Genomic DNA, 15958 nt, shown 5'->3' on the forward strand with positions numbered 1-15958 from the left:
GGCCTTTGCTTTTGCTAAAAAAGATTATTTTGACGAGTTTCTTCTATATATATACTGATACTTTTCGCTTCTCTTTCGTACTCCTTAACTAACTTATAAAAAGTGGTCTTTTTAACACCTATTTCTTGCAATCTGGGCCGGACTGAATCGACCTGATATGAATTTCGATGATGCCGATGTTGTTTTTTATGGGATTCCCTATGACGGAGGCCTCAGCTTCCGATCTGGAGCAAAAGAAGGTCCCCGGGCCGTCCGCGAAATCACATATACCATTCCTCCGACAACGGAAAGATGGGAAGATCTCTCCTCACTACGTATTCTAGAAGTCGGTGATATCAATGGTGAAAACCGTGAAAAAATGTTTCAACAAGCTGAAGAAACAGCCTTTTCTATCATAAAAGCAGGAAAGATGTTAACCATGATAAGAGGAGATCATTCAACTACCATACCGGTTATGCGAGGGATTAACCGAGCCTTGAATAAGCCTTTTGGAATTATTCATATTGATGCCCACTTTGATTTGTGCAACGAAATGGGAGGAGATCATTTGTCCCATGGTTCTACTGAACGCCGTGCGTTAGAATTAGAAAATGTCCCGGATACGGAGAGTATCTTTTTTGTTGGAATCCGTTCGGTGGAATCGGAAGAACTTCAATTTATTCAGCAAAATAAGATGAACATTATTAAAGCCTTAGAAGTTCGCCATGATGGTGTTGACAAAGCACTAGAAACCATTAAGGAAAAAATGGCCCGTTTTGAGAATATTTATATTACTATTGATATCGATTCGCTTGACCCGCTTATGCCCCGGGTACCGGAACTCCTCAATTTGGCGGGTTAGATAGCCGTGAACTCCTTGACTTATTGTACGATTTGTTTGAACTGCCGATCATTGGATTTGATGTGGTAGAAATATCGCCGAAATTGGATAATTCTTCGCTTGCGGTGTTTGCTGCCAGAAAGCTCATAACGGATTCTGGGGTCATCATCTGCGTAAAAACAAAGAAATACGGGGAAAATACCGAAAATAAGGAAAGGGATAAGGATATTTAGATCATAAAGACTCCATTTTTAAAGAAGCACACTGAGATTTCAGTGTGTTTCTTCTTTTTGTTCTTTATTTAATAATGTTAAACCCTTGGATTAGACATTGGTTAACGGGGTACCGCCAACAAAATTCGGTTATCTATACTGAAGTATTTGTCTTGATAACGAGCCTTTCCATCATCAAATTCACAACGGTTAGTAGCCTTGAAGGCGAATACCACACACAATAGGGCGTTCTCAAGCCCTTATTATCTAAGATAAGGTATTTGATGCCTTCTCAGAGCATACATTGAAAACGCAGTTTACTGAATGGAGTTTTTTATATACTTTCCATACTCCATTGCCGTTTTCAAAGTCATCGATAAACGACACTTTTCCAATGACTCTTTATTTACCTATTGTTACTGATTTTAATGCTCCTACTAAGACACAACGTTCTGGAATATGCTTACGTGCTTCAGACCATTTCATTTACATGCGCCTCCGCCTAAATAAGATAAAAAATAACATTCCACTCTTTTGAAAGATTTCAACATAAATTATCTGTATTCTAACAGCGTACCATCCTTCGCTCCCTTAAACATCTTACCCAAGAAAAGAGCCCATCATTTTTCAAGATGGGCTCTATAATAAATACGATTTCTTTTCCGATTGGTTTTATATCATTTGGCTTATTTCTCTCTTGTGACTGCTATTCAGCCCCAGTTGTTTGAACCTTAGGTTGTTTCGTAATTCCACTAGGACCTAGAGATTGGTAATTATTAAGATCAATCGGTTTAAATCCTTTTGGTGTATAGAACCGTAATAAATCTTTATTGACCACTGCATCGGACATTTGAAGTTCTGTGGTGATTTTATCATTAATGGATTTATAGGAAAGCAAACAATTCCATAAAATAAAAGCAGAGTATAGGAAATTTCCCATACTCTGTTTCTATTGTTCTCCATACCAGATCAGACCTCCGGTTTTCCTACAGGTCTTATTTGCTTAAAAAGGCTCGATGGCTTTCTCGTTTTTACCAGTTTGAGGCTGATTTTCAATGCTTCTTGCTTCGACTTCCTTAGGAATTTCTTTAAGGTGTTTATTTACTTCTTCCACTTGATTAGTTGTTCTCATTTCATCCACTTTCAAAAACCTCAATTCATTAAAATATTTTGATAAATATAGTATGTAGCAATAACGAAGATTTTATGTCCCGCTTAGTCAGAACTGTATACTGTGCCCAAGGGTTCATTTAATATAAATTTTCAAAAAAGGTGGCGTCCATTCAACGTACTTGTGTACCTGCAAGTAAAGGCCATGTCTAGGACATGGCCTTCTTCTTAAACATAGTTGTTTAGGGACTTTGCAAACCCATAAGTGCATTAAGCAAGTTTATTCCGTTTGGGCTTCCCAGCCCAGACACAGGATCCCATCCTTTTTTTGCCTTATAGGCGTCCCGTTCATTACTGGATATATTATTTCCGGTTTTAATATCATGAAACGCTTTACTGCTGGCCGGTAGATTATATAGGGTTGGATTCAAAAACCCTACCGGATGGCCGAGCTGCTGATTAATTAATGCGATCAACCCGGCCCAAAGTGGAGCCACTGCACTTGTTCCTCCAAACACAGCTTGCTGCCCGTCAACAAGAACCTGATAACCAGTAGCTGGATCAGCGTCTCCGGCAACGTCAGGTACCCCACGGCCATTATTGGTTTGAGGGTCTGCCGAAGGAGGGACATGAGCAGCTGTCTGCCAGGAAGGCAGAGTAAATACGTCACTTACTCCTCCTCCAGTACTGCTGTCAGGTCCTTCATTCCACACAACCTCTCGTGTAATAGTTTGTCCAGAGCCAAAAAGCTTTGTTCCTCCGCATCCAAGAACATGAGGGCTGGAAGCAGGGAAATCTACATGAACAGTCCCATCGGTCACACCATCGGATGAACCGCGGTCACCAGCGGCACAACAGATGGTGACACCGAGAGCAGCGGCATCCTGAAAGGCGCGGTCCATCGCTTGCATTGCCTGGCTTGTCCATTGATTTTCCGGTGCACCCCAGCTAATCGAAATAACAGAAGGCTTATTTACCGTATCGTGAATCGCCGTTGTAATGGCATTAAGGAAACCTGCATCTGTGTTGGGCGCAAAGTAAACAGCAATTTTCACGCCGGGGGCAACCGCTCCTGCTACCTCAATGTCCAATGCCACTTCACCATCCGGACCGTTTGGATCTCCCGTCGGCTGATTGGCTGCTTCACTCACTGTCACGTCGGTTAAGACGGCTTGGGCTACTCCGAGGGATGAAAAATATTGTTTCATTTCATCGGGGTGATAGCCTCCGCCTAATTCAATAATCGCAATACATTGGTTACTGACATCAATATTCTGTGGAAAATGATAAAGGCTTGCTATTTGATCAGGAGTAAAGGATTTTGTAGCTACTTGATTTCTATGTGGTTCACTCTTTTCCTCCAAAATACGAAAATGCGGCCGCAGCTGCGGACGGTTGTCCAATCCAATAACCGCTTCGACAATATCGGAGAGATCTTGTGGGATATGGACCGGCCCGGTACGGCCCCGATAAGTAAAGTTTTGATGTTCGTAGATGGCAAGCTGTACTTTAAAGGCTTTATTAAAGGCTGACGCAGGCCCGGCAATCAATACAGTCCCAGCGGCAGCATTCACTTCTTTAATGGTAAGTCCATTGTTTGCAGCGAATTTTTCAACTTTGTTTAAATCCTCTTGGTCAGCACCATGAGTCGCCATAAATTGTTCATGGCTAAGATGCTGTATCGGTGTTAACGGAGAAGTGCTTTTCTTTTCTAAGAAACTGGTAACTGGCGGACGGCGGATAAGCAAGGTTGCAGATATTTCTTCATCAGGATGGATGGGAGTTGATTTTACGGCATAGGGTAACGGTTTTCGCTCACTTCCGGGAATCTTTACGTAAGGCTCCTGGCTGTTAAGCAAGTGATTATCTTGTTCCATGTTTCATCCTCCTTAGCTTTGTTTGAGTATTATTATAAGATGTTAAAACATTCCATGTAAGGTACGAAAGTTTACTTTTTATATAAATGGTGTAGAGTCATATTGAAGTTTCGCTGAATGTGGCCCGCAGCCGTGTCAGCACTGAATTTGTTAATATCCATGTTCTATTACTAGCACCTCCCTTCATCTTCTTTTTAGTGTTTAGAGGGGGAAGAAGGACAGGAATTTCTGCAATTGATAAAGGATTATAGTGGGTTTACCGTAGAATGGAACCATGTAGAAATACCCAAACGAATGTTCTAGTCTGGACTTTTTGAATTACAATCCATTTAATGTTTTTCCTTGATATTGCATACCCCTTTTTTTCAAGGTAGCGACGGCAATGATTAATCTATGTAAGCAATTGCTTCTTGCTCTCAGAATCATATTGACTGGCATTGTTATATTGATTGCAATTCCACTTCGGCTTTTTAATTATCTCAACGGGATTCCGGTCAACGGAACGGTTACGTTGAAAGGACTGACGGGCTACCGTTGGCTGGGTTTGGGCGAGGAGCCAACGTATTAAAGGTTTTCGGCTCTTGGAAAATTGCAGGTATTGTATATATATCATAAATAAATACATGATATTATATATGTTGTTTATTAATGCAATATATAACATTATATATAGTAAAATCGAAATATACTTAGCCATATATATTAATAAATATTTTGATATTAAAGAGTAAAAAAGAAGGAGCTATAAAGAAAACTCTAACCGAATCATGGCTAGAGTTTTTTATTGCTTTTGATTCTACTAAATTTACAGCTTCAAATGAATAGATGTTGGTTTACCCCTAAAGACTGCATATTCAAGGAACCGAATTGTCTAATTTAAATCAATATATCTGCTTTTAAAATCGTAGCTTTAAAGTAAAGATTACAAACTTCGTTACAAGAATAAAGATTTATTTGTACAAATTTTTTATCGTATTTTGAAAGAAGCAGATAAAGAGTCCTGTTCTTCGATTGTTTCCTTGTTTTTGAGATTATGATGATTTTGGATTAGTGCTCATAATATCCACTACAATTTGCTTTTTATTCATTTCCACCAAGTATCAAACATCGACACTGGGAGTCTTCGTTTGTGTTCGGTAGCGAGATATCGATTCTCGATTTTCTCCTCTATCCCTTTTGAAACGCTCTTTCCTTCCAGATAATCATCCAATTCTTCATAAGTGATGTCTAGTTCCGTTTCGTCTTCTTGCTGAGGCGTACCATCCAAAAGGTCTGCCGTCGGTTTTTTCAAATACAGCTTTTCTGGAGCTTTTAATTCTTTCAAAAGTGCTTTTCCTTGACGCTTTGTCAAACCGCTTAAAGGGAGGATATCGGCTCCGCCGTCACCGAATTTCGTGAAGAAACCTGTAACCGCTTTTGCAGCGTGATCCGTGCCAATCACTAATAAACCGTGCATTCCGCATATTGCATATTGAGCGATCATGCGCATCCGTGCCTTCACATTCCCTTTGTTAAAATCGGACAACGGCTCGCCTTCCATTTCTACATATTTTTTTGCGAATTCTTCTACTGGTGAAAAAATATTGTATGTCAGGATTTCATCTGGTTGGATATATTTCAACGCTATTTGTGCATCATGATAAATCCTTCTCTAAAGAGTAAAAGGGGGCAAAAGAGAGTATACAGCCCTTGCTTAAATGATGTCATATTTCTATTATTGTAAAGCAAAAATATCAGTCATCACATACTAACCTTTCTAATGATTGTATATGATGACTGATGATAAGCCTGTTCACTGATGCAATCGAGAATTAATGATGAGTAAATTTATTTATCTCTTCACTTCAGAGCGTTAAGTGCGACCTTGGCAGCTTCTGCAATAAGCGTATTGTCATAGGTGGCATTCTGTGTATCGCGGCTAGATAGAACTGCGATGACAATGGGAGCTCTATTCGGCGGCCAAACAATCGCAATGTCATTCCGCGTTCCATAGCTTCCTGCCCCGCTCTTATCATCGACTTCCCAACCTGTTGGTGCGCCAGCACGAATCAATGCATTTCCAGTGGTATTTCCCCGCATCCAATCTGTCAGGATCTTACGTTTTTCAGCAGGGAGCAAGTCGCTAACTGCGAAAGCCTTGAGGCTCGTAGCAAGCGCTTTTGGTGTGCTTGTGTCACGTGTATCTCCTGGAACAGCTGAGTTCAAATCCGTCTCGTACCGATCAACTTGGGTAACGTTATCTCCAATCTTCCTCAATGCTGTTTCAAATCCCTCAGGGCCTCCCAGTTTCTCTAATAAAAGGTTCCCTGCGGTGTTGTCGCTATGTCGAACAGCAGCCTCAATAACTTCCCGAAGAGTCATCCCGGTATCTATGTGAAGCTGTGTGATGGGTGAATATGGAACTATGTCCTCGCTATTGTATGTGACTAGCTCGTCGAGTTGACCAATTGAGTAATGCTGCAGCAATGCACCTGCGGCTAGAGCTTTGTAAGTAGATGCAAAAGCGAACCGCTCTTGAGATCGATAGGAGACTTTCCTATTTGTACCTGTATCAATAGCGTAGACTCCGACCCGGGCATCATATTTGTTCTCGAGTTCTGCAAACTCACGGTGTGTTTGGTGCGCTGGTGTTTTTGTGACTGCCTTTTCGGACTTGTCAGAAAGGTTATGGGTGCTCATCGACCAACCGGTGAGGGGTACAATTGCAACCACTAGCAAAAGCAGGGCAAATATAAAATTATTTTTGCTGAAAATATCATTTGTTTTCCTCAAGATCTTAACCTCTTTCTATTAAAATTAGATGTCCTGAAAATAGAATAAGCGGGTTTAATCATTATGTTTTAATTAACACCGATCGGCTATTAACCAACAGATTCTAAAAATTGTGTATTACACTCAGATTCAATTCCATTATTTATGCAACGAAAAATTTATTCCGTTAGCAGCTTATTTAACCATCTTCAATATCATTTTCATAACCTTATTCTGCCCCGAAATGCTGGGGGAGAATTTCCTCCTTTCTTCAATTTGAAACATGTGTAAGATTAGATTACACACAAAGTACTACATATGTAGTATTTGGTTACGCATGTAATACTACACGTGTAATAAAAAGATGTCAATATCATTTTATAGTTAGCTGTCCTTTTTCATTAAGGTCAAAATATGCCCGAAAAACCCGCTGGCTGATGATATTAGCTGCACTGTGTGGCTGAGCATAACCATCACGGTAGGCATTTGGTACAATAACGGCAATGGCAATCTCGGGATCATTGAATGGAGCATAACCAGCAAAAGAAAGATTTCAAAACGCATCAGCCCTTTCATATTGGGAAGTTTGTGTACAAGGTCATTAAAATATTACAATCGTAGTATTTGGTCCAAAAAAGTCCCAAAAAGGTGGGGTAATCCTTTCTGGGGTTAATTATTAATATATCTTTTTATGATGCAGGATCTGCTTGGCAATCTCCGCTGCCTTGCTTCCTAGAGCCTGTCCATTCATATTTTGAATATTAATGGCAAAATAAAAACTTTCATCACCTTTATCGACAAAGCCAACAAACCAGCCATTTACATTCTTTCCATTAATCATGCCGGTTCCCGTTTTACCATACAACCGTCCATTCTTTTGGACATCGATTAAAATTGCCTTTTTTACCGCTTTGATATTTTCCGCTTTAAAATCCCATTGATTTTCTACTAATTGGGATAATAATTGGACTTGTTCAATGGGTGATATTTTTAAGGAAGATTCCATCCAGTAACTATCCAAATTCCCTGAAAGATCCTCATTCCCGTATTTTATTTTGTGAAAATAATCTTGCAGCTGCTTTCTCCCTACCTCCCGATCGGTATTTTGGAAATACCAATTAACTGAACGGCTTAAGGCAGTCGCTAAATTTTGATTTTGATTCCATTCTGAATAGGGATAAATTTTCCCGTCCCAAACCTGTTCATTGTTATTCGCGGAAATCACATTGGATTCCAATGCAAATAAGGCAGAATATATTTTATAGGTACTATCAGGAGAAATCCTCTGTTTACTCATCTCTCGATTATAAATTTGATATTGGTTTTTAGAGGGATCATATAAAACAAAGCTTCCCTTGTAGCCCTTAAAATAGGAGCTTAGATTTTCATAGACCGTATTATTGCCGCTAAATCGATACACATTATCTGGGCTGGCAATAACGGTAGTGATTGGAGCAAGCAATAGCACAACAATTCCTAAAACAGCGAAGATGACCTTGCTTTTCCATTTCAATAATAGAGAATCACTAGAGAAGCTTGCAATGCACTGGATTCTTTGTGTGATTTGTTTTTTTGTGCCACCTATACCTGGAGCAAAATGTTCAAGGGTACGATCATATTTTTTATCTGCAAACCGAATGATGGTATGCCCATATTCGATATATCCGATCTCATCCAAGAGATCTAAAACGGAAGCATCACAGGCTAATTCCCGATCGAATCGAATCCTTTTTAAGGCATACCAAACGAACGGGTTAAACCAATAAATAATACGAAACAACCACATGACGTAATTCACGAACAGATCCTTGCTTTTATGATGGTGCAGCTCGTGCAAAAACACGTACTTTAATTCATTTAACGAGAATGCTTCTCCCGTTTTGCTTGGTAAAAAAATATAGGGTTGAAAAATCCCCACCGTGATAGGCGAGGTAATAAGAGAGGTCTCCTGCAGCCTTATGTTTCTTTTCACCCCAACCAACTCTTTGCACGCTTCTAATAGTTCATTTAACTTTTGGTTATGAACAGCCGCAGCTGACTTTTTCATCTGATAGATTTGATAGTTTGAATAAACAGCAGTCCCAACAAAAAGAACCACTCCAATGACCCAAACTGTAAAAAATGTATGGTAGACGAAATCGGGCGTTGACTTGTTTACCGATACCGTGAAATCATGTAATAAATCGCTGTTTGGCGCCTGAGAGGCATCCACTCCATTAATTCTTTCACTCTTCGATGGCGCGTCTCTATGAAAAAAAAGTAAGCTTTTAAAATAGCGCGTTCCTTCTCCAAGGCGAAAATAATTCCAAGGTATAAAGGTAGCAAGGATTGGAATGCAAAGAAAATACCAAATATGATAATGTGCTTTCACCGTCATATGATTGTTTAATAGCTTTTTGATTAACAGAATGATGACAATAAGGAGGGATACCACGATTGTACTAACTAAAATCCGCAGCAACATGGTATCCATTATTTTTCCCCTTTCTTGTCTCTCATGGATAATATTTTCTTTAATTCCGAAATATCTTCATTAGATAACTTATCATTTTCAATAAAATTTAATATCATTGAATTTAACGTGCCGCCGAAAAACTGCTGCAGAAAGGATTTACTTTTTTGCTCAACATATTCGTGCTTTTCAACCAGTGAAGAATAAATAAACACTCGGCCATCTTTTCTTGCGTGTAAAGCCCTTTTCTTAACTAGGCGCGCCAGCATGGTGTGGATGGTATTTGGCTTCCAATCACTCTTATTCGATAATTTCTCCACTACCTCAGGAGTCGAAATTGGCTCAAAGTTCCATATAACCTTCATCACTTCATATTCTGCTTCTGATATTTGTGGAATATCTTTCATGATAGCCCTCCTACTTTTACAACTGTAGTATTTATTATAGCAAGAGGGTCCAAAAACATAAAGAAATTGCCGTGACTTTAGCCTATGGTAAATAATCCCCTTTGCATGCTGAGGATATATTTTGATACCATTCACCGCAGAGATTGCCCACTTCCTTCTTTCACTAAGCTGCTCCGTTAGCTGAAAAAGAAAAAGCCACCAAAAATGGCAGCAGATCTTCAACTCTTGCACCCGTTAGTTCAACAAGAAACTTCTCAACTATTATCATCTAAAAGGTTTAAGTTCAAGGAAACGCATATCTATTTCTGTGTCAGTAAAAAATACGGAAGAGGTGAGAACAAATGGAAAATGATAATTTAAAACTTACATCTTCCGAAATAGGAACACTATGGGGGGAGTATGTTAACGGAACTATGACCGAGATAGTAAATAGGTATATGATTTCTATTTTGGAAGACGAATCAATAAAAAAAGTTTTTGAAATTGCCATTGAGACATGGGAAAAGCAAAAGAAGAATCTTGTTTCCTTCATTGAGAAAGAGGGATTTCCAGTTCCTATTGGATTTACTGAGTCCGACCTTAATAAAGGTGCAAAGAGATTGTTTTCTGACACATTCTGCTTAAATTATTTACATATTATGACTATACATGGTTTGTTGGGTCATACAACTGCTTTTAGTGTTTCTGTCAGAAAGGACCTACGGGAATTTTACAATTCATGTGATAATGATGCAAAAAGTATGTACGATTTAACCATTGAGTTATTGCTTAAAAAAGGAAAATTCCAAAGAGACCCCTATTTTTATCCTAACGAAAGCCCTGAATTTATATCTACCAAAGATTTTACTGATGGATTCTTCGGAAAAGGGAGAGTATTATCTGCTACAGAAATAATCAGTATTTCTCTTAACATTAAAAAGAGCATTATGGCAAAAACTCTTTCAATCGGATTCAGTCAAGTCACTGAATCGGAAGAAATAAGAAAGTTTTTTGAGGAATTAGAAAAAAAGGCAGATGAAAACATACAAGCCCTGTCAAAAATTATGCACAAGGATAATTTGCCAATACCAATGTCGTGGGAATCAGAGGTTACAACGTCAAAAGACTCTCCTTTTTCAGATAAATTAATGTTGTATCATATGGGTTTCTTGGCTCAAACTGCACAAGTATATTACGGGACAGGTCTAGCATCAGCCATGCGAACAGACCTAGCTGTAGTTTATGAAAAATCAATTCTAAAAACATTAGCATTGACAAAAAACTGGTTCGATATTATGGTGAAAAACAAGTGGTTAGAACAGCCACCACTTGCTCCCAATAGAAAAGAACTTGCACAAGATAAATAAGATATACCCTTCATTAGTGAGGGGTATATCTTTAATTAACTTTTTAATTTAAGGGATAATTTCAATATAAAGTAGTTATTTCCTTCTTCAACTCCCTGCCCTTTTAGTGCCACAAGAAAAAAGGATCGCCTCAGCCATCCCAATCTTTAACTCTTGCACCCTATAGTTTAAGTGAAATACTTCACAAACACTTATCTTCTCGCTTTAAATCCGTTGATTCTTCGTAACTTTCCATACCTGAATCTACTCAGTATTTACCGCGAATTTTACAAGAAAGGTGCCTTGGCAACCCTTTATTATTCACCTATTATTGGACATTTAATTTACCTTTGCTTTAAAGGAATCCATATCTCAGAATATAAGTCCTCACTTGAAGGGTCTTCATCTGAATACACTTCTAATTCAGGGGTTCCAGCGTGCTCATACGCATTAGATGGAAACCACTCTTGATAAATCTGCTTCCAGACTCTAGGCATAGCATCTGGCATTGGCCCGTGGACCTCAAAAACTGCCCACTTGGAAGATGGAATGTCAAGGATTTCTAAACCGTCAGGTGTTTCACCTACGTATTCCGTAGCTATCCAATAATCAATTAATTGGTCACCTTGGTACTCCTTTTTAGTAACACACACACCAAGGATACCCTCTATTTTTCCGTTGTTTATCTTAAATAATAATTCATTTGTTCCGTCTTTATGGACTTCACCCCACATTTTAGGTATTCCTTTTATGTTGTCATCATTCAAGGTAGAAAACTCTTTTTTTACACCCACTACCTGAAAACTTTCTCTTTCCACAATTTTATACTTCATCGGCTCTGCCCCTTTCAGACTCACCTGGATTACCAGGCGGTTATAAGAATTAAGGATTCCTTTATTAGACCGTGCTTCTCTGGGTGTTATCCCGTGCTGCCTGCGAAATGCTTTTGAAAATGCTTCAGGAGTTTCATAGCCATATTTGAAGGCAATATCAATGATTTTGTTATTTGTATTAGAAAGTTCCTGTGCAGCTAAGGTTAAACGTCTTCGTCGTAAATATTCACCAACTGAAATATCAGTTAAAATCGTAAAAGTTCGTTGAAAATGAAAAACAGATGCTTTGGCCTCCTTTGCTATATCTCCAATTGAAATCTCCTCTAATAAGTGTTCTTCCATAAAATCTATTGCCTTTTGTAAAGATTCAATCCACTCCATATAGCTCCTCCTTAGTTAAATAATAATAATTAAATGTAAATAAAACCTGTCATTATATGCTTTTATTAGACTGTTTTTTATTTATACAAAATGGTTTAACTTATAATAATTTTTTATTTTAATACAAGACTTTTCTCTGAAAAATACAAAAAAGGCTGCCAATGCAGCCATTTATAATTACTTCTCCATATATGAAGTGTTTTCCTTCTATGCTAATCTGAAAAGATTGTTTAATAAAAAATGGCGAAACCTTCTTGAAGTAAACTGCCCCGTTAGTCGAATAAGAAAAGGGACCGTCAACAGTCATCCCCATCTTTATCATAAGCACAATAAGATTTATATTACTGAAGTCCTTTCCAAATCAAATACATTTATTTGATATTCTTCAAATAGCTGTTCTAAAGCCTTCATCCCGTTATTATCCGCAAATTGTTTTTCTTCTTCCGAAATTGGAATTGCCATTAACCAAGCCACTTGTTTTTTCTTGAACTTTATTGTTTTCAACGTATCTTCCCAAAGAAAAGGAGATAAAAATAAAATATGTTTCATAGGACTATCAGGCAGATACATATCAATTACGTTCTTAAAAATCGTTCCAAATGAACATTCAAATTTAGAATTAATAATATTGAATGCACAAGTTGCTAAAATATTGGGGAAGCATTCAAAATCACTTGCCCCCACCAATTCAACCCTTAAAGGTAACCTGTTTCCCTCGTAGCCAATAGAAAAATCGGATAAACCAAGCGTAGAATAAGATAAGATACTTTCAAAATTTTTGTCTTCACAAGAAAGAATATCGACTGAACTCTTATGGTTATCATCATAATATTTAAAAACATTAGGCTTTCCTTCAAATGCTTTAACAGCTGTTTGTGCAAGTATTTTGTTTTCTTCTGATACACTCATTAAAATATCCCCAATACTTTTTGTTTCATCAATTTTATCATCAACGACTATCTAACCGTCAGGTAAAAAAACAAATAAGTTCGCACCAGTACCGTCTCAGTAAAATAATCCTTCTTTAAGTAACCTGCCCCGTTTGTTCAATAAGAAAGGAGTTGTCGCCAAAGCAACTCCTTTTACAACTTTTGCCACCATTATTTGAACAAACCCCATATAGTAAGGATATCCCAATATTCAAACCCTTCAATACAAATTCCAAAATTAAATGTCGGTTCAACAACGACAAAATCAAATTCACCATTTGAATATCCACTAAAATTAACTATCCAATTAATATCTCTAAAGATGTCTTCTAAACTTAAAATAATTGCACCTGTATCAAGATAATTTAAATGAAACAAAATAACTTGGTTCTCTTGAAGCTGTTTAGGAATTTTCTTACATAGTATTCTTAGCTGATTTACAGCTTTATAGGTGCTATGTTCAAACTTAGATTCCTCTTTATTTTCACCAAGGTTATCTATTTTGTTAAATAATTTTCTAAGTAAATCATAGGAATATTGAGGTTCAATAAATGAATCAAGATTTAAATGAATTTCTTTAGTTTTCATATCTTTAATTATATTATTTCTTTTACTCTTCATTTGAAGTAACTTAATCTTTTCCTTGCGTTCGTTTATATCCATTAAAGCATTCCCCTCTAACGAACATATTTATTGATTTTATTTTAACAAAAAACAAGGTTGCTTCTTCAACTATCCTGCCCGTTAGTGGAACAAGCAAAAAAGGCTACCGCAGCAGCCCAATCTTATTTAACTCTTGCACCCTATAGTTTAAGTGAAAATCTTCACAATGTTTTGTGTAAGAGCATATAAAAAAGACGCCTTCTTACTAAAGAAAAGCGCCCGATTGTTGAATAAGGGAATTAAAATATTTGCACCATCAGTACACTTTATAACTTCTGTATTGACTTCAATAAAAAAGCATCGAAAAAATGGCAGCTGATTTTTTGCTCTTGACCCGTTAATGAAATAAATACGTAGTATTTGCAGTTAGCTATCCGTTAATATTAGTACTGGACTTTTCAAAACATAAGTTAACTGTTCGTTCATTTGAACTAGTTCGATGCATTGTATTAGCAGGAACAGTAAATATTTCACCTGGTTTTAATGATACTGTTTCATTGTTTTCTAAGTCTATAAATAGTTCACCTTCTAATACATAAAATAATTCATCACAATCCTCGTGCTTATGCCAATGAAATTCCCCATTTATAACGGCTATTCTAAGTGCGTGATCATTAACTTCACTTACGATAAAATTTGTATATTCAGTTTTGTCTTGGATTAATTTATGAAGATTAAAAACTTCTAATTGACCTATTTTCATGCTTTTTCCCCTTTAGAAATTTAATTCTTAATAATACTAAATTCGACAACCATTTGGAATTAACTCTTCAACAATTCTGCCCTTTACTTGAATAAGAAAACGGCATTCCCCATTATTGAAGTAATGCCCTCGTTTAAGACGTTTAGTTACTAAATTTATTAATTAATTTCTCTGTTGTAAGTACCGTAGCAAATTCATTATGTAATGTAGCTAAAGATACATTATGGATAGTTTCAGCATTATAATAAGTGTTATTTTGGTCCTTCATACCAAAGGCTGCAGTTGCATCTGAAATCAGGTAAGTTTTGAAACCTAAATTTCCGCTCATTCGAGTGGTTGTAGATACACAATGAGGTGTAGTTAAACCAGTTATAACTACTGTTGATATTTGATTTTCTCTTAAATACTCTTCTAAATTAGTACCAATAAAACTACTATTTACTTTCTTAGTTATAATTACTTCTCCATTAATAGGTTTAACCATTTCTTTAAATTCAAATCCCTCATTCTTAGGGTAAAAAACCGAAGAAGGGGTATCAGACATATGCTGTATGTAAATAACTCTCCAATTTTTTTCTCTCCAAAACTTTAATATATTGCTAATATTTTTTTCTGCGTTTAGATTATTTCGTTCTCCCCATTTTTTATCATCAAATGCTTTTTGTACATCTATAATAATTAAAGCAATTTCACCCATTTTTTTCCTCCAAGATTTAATGCATTACATTCTAATATACAGATAACACTTTGTAAATAAAATTCCTTCTTGAACTAAATGGCCCAATTCATTAAGAAGAGCGCATTTCTTATTCTAGAAATGCGCCCTTTTCTGGAAAAAGAATCTTCTTATCACTTAATCTGAAAATAAGGAAGGGTATGAAAAAGGGAGCCTAAAACAGCTAAAAAAACTACAACACCTACATAAACATATATTACAAAAGAACCAAATATCGTTATCAAAATAGGAAAAAATAGAGATAAGACACCAATTATAGCAGTAATGATACCGACTCTTTTTGCCAATTTGTCCTTATCGCCAAAAAAATTATTGTCACTATATCCGATAATAAGAAAAAGCATTTTCTTTTTCCAAATTAAATAAGAAATAATTAAGAAGACGGCAGCTATACAGAAACTGGTTAATAAATTCATTATCACACCTCACATTAAAGGTATTTTTGGGGGCTCCTATATTCTTATATTTTACCATAATTGTCCAGTCCCTTTCGACTTTTACTCCACATAATGGCCCGATTGTTGAAAAAAAGCTAATGGCGATTGTTCAACTAAACTGCCCCTTTAGTGCAATAAGAAAAAGCTGCCACAATGACAGCTTGATCTACAACTCTTGCACCCGTTCGTAATATAAGGTTAGCCAGATTTTTCTGGTTGACCTTTTTTTAATTGGTTTTATTATATCGGTAGTCGGGGGAGGACGTAGCACCCGTGGGTCTTGAACCCGTCAAGTAAACTGTCCACCCCCTACTTGTATAAT

14 protein-coding genes and 2 pseudogenes are annotated in these 15958 nt (G+C 37.0%); 3 read left to right on the top strand and 13 right to left on the bottom strand.

Annotation, left to right across the window (positions count from 1 at the left end; translation table 11 throughout):
- Positions 1 to 157 precede the first annotated feature (157 nt).
- Positions 158 to 1053: pseudogene (gene speB, locus E2K98_RS27395) on the top strand (agmatinase).
- 685 nt (positions 1054 to 1738) lie between these two features.
- Here the strand turns inward: speB and E2K98_RS27405 are convergent.
- The 3 genes from E2K98_RS27405 to E2K98_RS27410 all read right to left on the bottom strand — a co-directional run bounded on the left by E2K98_RS27405 (position 1739) and on the right by E2K98_RS27410 (position 4019).
- Complete coding sequence (locus tag E2K98_RS27405) at positions 1739 to 1972, bottom strand: hypothetical protein (protein ID WP_133339786.1); 234 nt, start codon at positions 1970 to 1972, stop codon at positions 1739 to 1741.
- Positions 1973 to 2035: 63 nt separating this feature from the next.
- Positions 2036 to 2173, bottom strand: a complete 138-nt coding sequence (locus tag E2K98_RS31300; protein WP_165976406.1) for a hypothetical protein — start codon at positions 2171 to 2173, stop codon at positions 2036 to 2038.
- Positions 2174 to 2384: 211 nt separating this feature from the next.
- Positions 2385 to 4019, bottom strand: coding sequence for a S53 family peptidase (locus E2K98_RS27410; protein ID WP_133339788.1), 1635 nt, complete (start codon positions 4017 to 4019; stop codon positions 2385 to 2387).
- 382 nt (positions 4020 to 4401) lie between these two features.
- On the opposite strand from E2K98_RS27410, the gene E2K98_RS27415 reads away from it, so the two are divergent.
- Positions 4402 to 4587: a hypothetical protein gene (locus E2K98_RS27415; protein ID WP_133339790.1), complete on the top strand. Its 186-nt coding sequence runs from the start codon at positions 4402 to 4404 to the stop codon at positions 4585 to 4587.
- 516 nt (positions 4588 to 5103) lie between these two features.
- Here E2K98_RS27415 and nadE read toward each other — a convergent pair.
- From nadE to E2K98_RS27440, 4 genes and pseudogenes are all read right to left on the bottom strand, one after another.
- Positions 5104 to 5655 (bottom strand): annotated as a pseudogene (nadE, locus tag E2K98_RS27420) (ammonia-dependent NAD(+) synthetase); the annotation flags it as partial.
- Between the two features lie 203 nt (positions 5656 to 5858).
- Positions 5859 to 6773: a class A beta-lactamase gene (bla, locus tag E2K98_RS27425; protein ID WP_372512771.1), complete on the bottom strand. Its 915-nt coding sequence runs from the start codon at positions 6771 to 6773 to the stop codon at positions 5859 to 5861.
- Between the two features lie 673 nt (positions 6774 to 7446).
- The gene (locus E2K98_RS27435) at positions 7447 to 9243 is read right to left on the bottom strand and encodes a BlaR1 family beta-lactam sensor/signal transducer (protein ID WP_133339796.1); all 1797 of its coding nucleotides are present in this window, start codon (positions 9241 to 9243) and stop codon (positions 7447 to 7449) included.
- Complete coding sequence (locus tag E2K98_RS27440) at positions 9243 to 9629, bottom strand: BlaI/MecI/CopY family transcriptional regulator (RefSeq protein ID WP_133339798.1); 387 nt, start codon at positions 9627 to 9629, stop codon at positions 9243 to 9245. The genes E2K98_RS27435 and E2K98_RS27440 overlap by 1 nt, the downstream gene beginning before the upstream one ends.
- 341 nt (positions 9630 to 9970) lie before the next feature.
- Here E2K98_RS27440 and E2K98_RS27445 point away from each other — a divergent pair, with 341 nt between their 5' ends.
- Positions 9971 to 10975, top strand: a complete 1005-nt coding sequence (locus E2K98_RS27445) for a DUF3231 family protein (protein ID WP_133339800.1) — start codon at positions 9971 to 9973, stop codon at positions 10973 to 10975.
- Between the two features lie 323 nt (positions 10976 to 11298).
- Here E2K98_RS27445 and E2K98_RS27450 read toward each other — a convergent pair whose 3' ends face one another.
- The 6 genes from E2K98_RS27450 to E2K98_RS27475 all read right to left on the bottom strand — a co-directional run bounded on the left by E2K98_RS27450 (position 11299) and on the right by E2K98_RS27475 (position 15615).
- Positions 11299 to 12168 carry an AraC family transcriptional regulator gene (locus E2K98_RS27450; RefSeq protein ID WP_133339802.1) on the bottom strand — a complete coding sequence of 290 codons (870 nt, stop codon included), beginning with the start codon at positions 12166 to 12168 and terminating at the stop codon, positions 11299 to 11301.
- A gap of 336 nt (positions 12169 to 12504) precedes the next feature.
- Positions 12505 to 13077, bottom strand: coding sequence for a suppressor of fused domain protein (locus tag E2K98_RS27455; protein ID WP_133339804.1), 573 nt, complete (start codon positions 13075 to 13077; stop codon positions 12505 to 12507).
- A gap of 191 nt (positions 13078 to 13268) precedes the next feature.
- The gene (locus tag E2K98_RS27460) at positions 13269 to 13760 is read right to left on the bottom strand and encodes a YxiF family protein (RefSeq protein WP_133339805.1); all 492 of its coding nucleotides are present in this window, start codon (positions 13758 to 13760) and stop codon (positions 13269 to 13271) included.
- 370 nt (positions 13761 to 14130) lie between these two features.
- The gene (locus E2K98_RS27465) at positions 14131 to 14463 is read right to left on the bottom strand and encodes a cupin domain-containing protein (RefSeq protein ID WP_133339807.1); all 333 of its coding nucleotides are present in this window, start codon (positions 14461 to 14463) and stop codon (positions 14131 to 14133) included.
- A 142-nt stretch (positions 14464 to 14605) separates the two neighbouring features.
- Entirely contained in the window at positions 14606 to 15160 is a 555-nt protein-coding gene (locus E2K98_RS27470; protein ID WP_133339809.1) for a cysteine hydrolase family protein, read from the bottom strand.
- 152 nt (positions 15161 to 15312) lie between these two features.
- On the bottom strand, positions 15313 to 15615 hold the full coding sequence (locus tag E2K98_RS27475) for a DUF3784 domain-containing protein (protein WP_133339811.1): 303 nt from the start codon (positions 15613 to 15615) through the stop codon (positions 15313 to 15315).
- Positions 15616 to 15958: the final 343 nt, after the last annotated feature.

This window comes from Bacillus salipaludis, assembly GCF_004358205.1.

What these genes read in the sequence shown, in the direction of transcription:
- E2K98_RS27475 (WP_133339811.1), bottom strand. Translation starts at nt 15,615, where the DNA reads ATGAATTTATTAACCAGTTTCTGTATAGCTGCCGTCTTCTTAATTATT.
- E2K98_RS27445 (WP_133339800.1), top strand. Translation starts at nt 9,971, where the DNA reads ATGGAAAATGATAATTTAAAACTTACATCTTCCGAAATAGGAACACTA.
- E2K98_RS27415 (WP_133339790.1), top strand. Translation starts at nt 4,402, where the DNA reads ATGATTAATCTATGTAAGCAATTGCTTCTTGCTCTCAGAATCATATTG.
- E2K98_RS27450 (WP_133339802.1), bottom strand. Translation starts at nt 12,168, where the DNA reads ATGGAGTGGATTGAATCTTTACAAAAGGCAATAGATTTTATGGAAGAA.
- E2K98_RS27465 (WP_133339807.1), bottom strand. Translation starts at nt 14,463, where the DNA reads ATGAAAATAGGTCAATTAGAAGTTTTTAATCTTCATAAATTAATCCAA.
- E2K98_RS27470 (WP_133339809.1), bottom strand. Translation starts at nt 15,160, where the DNA reads ATGGGTGAAATTGCTTTAATTATTATAGATGTACAAAAAGCATTTGAT.
- E2K98_RS27435 (WP_133339796.1), bottom strand. Translation starts at nt 9,243, where the DNA reads ATGGATACCATGTTGCTGCGGATTTTAGTTAGTACAATCGTGGTATCC.
- E2K98_RS27460 (WP_133339805.1), bottom strand. Translation starts at nt 13,760, where the DNA reads ATGGATATAAACGAACGCAAGGAAAAGATTAAGTTACTTCAAATGAAG.
- E2K98_RS27440 (WP_133339798.1), bottom strand. Translation starts at nt 9,629, where the DNA reads ATGAAAGATATTCCACAAATATCAGAAGCAGAATATGAAGTGATGAAG.
- E2K98_RS27455 (WP_133339804.1), bottom strand. Translation starts at nt 13,077, where the DNA reads ATGAGTGTATCAGAAGAAAACAAAATACTTGCACAAACAGCTGTTAAA.
- E2K98_RS27410 (WP_133339788.1), bottom strand. Translation starts at nt 4,019, where the DNA reads ATGGAACAAGATAATCACTTGCTTAACAGCCAGGAGCCTTACGTAAAG.
- E2K98_RS27405 (WP_133339786.1), bottom strand. Translation starts at nt 1,972, where the DNA reads ATGGGAAATTTCCTATACTCTGCTTTTATTTTATGGAATTGTTTGCTT.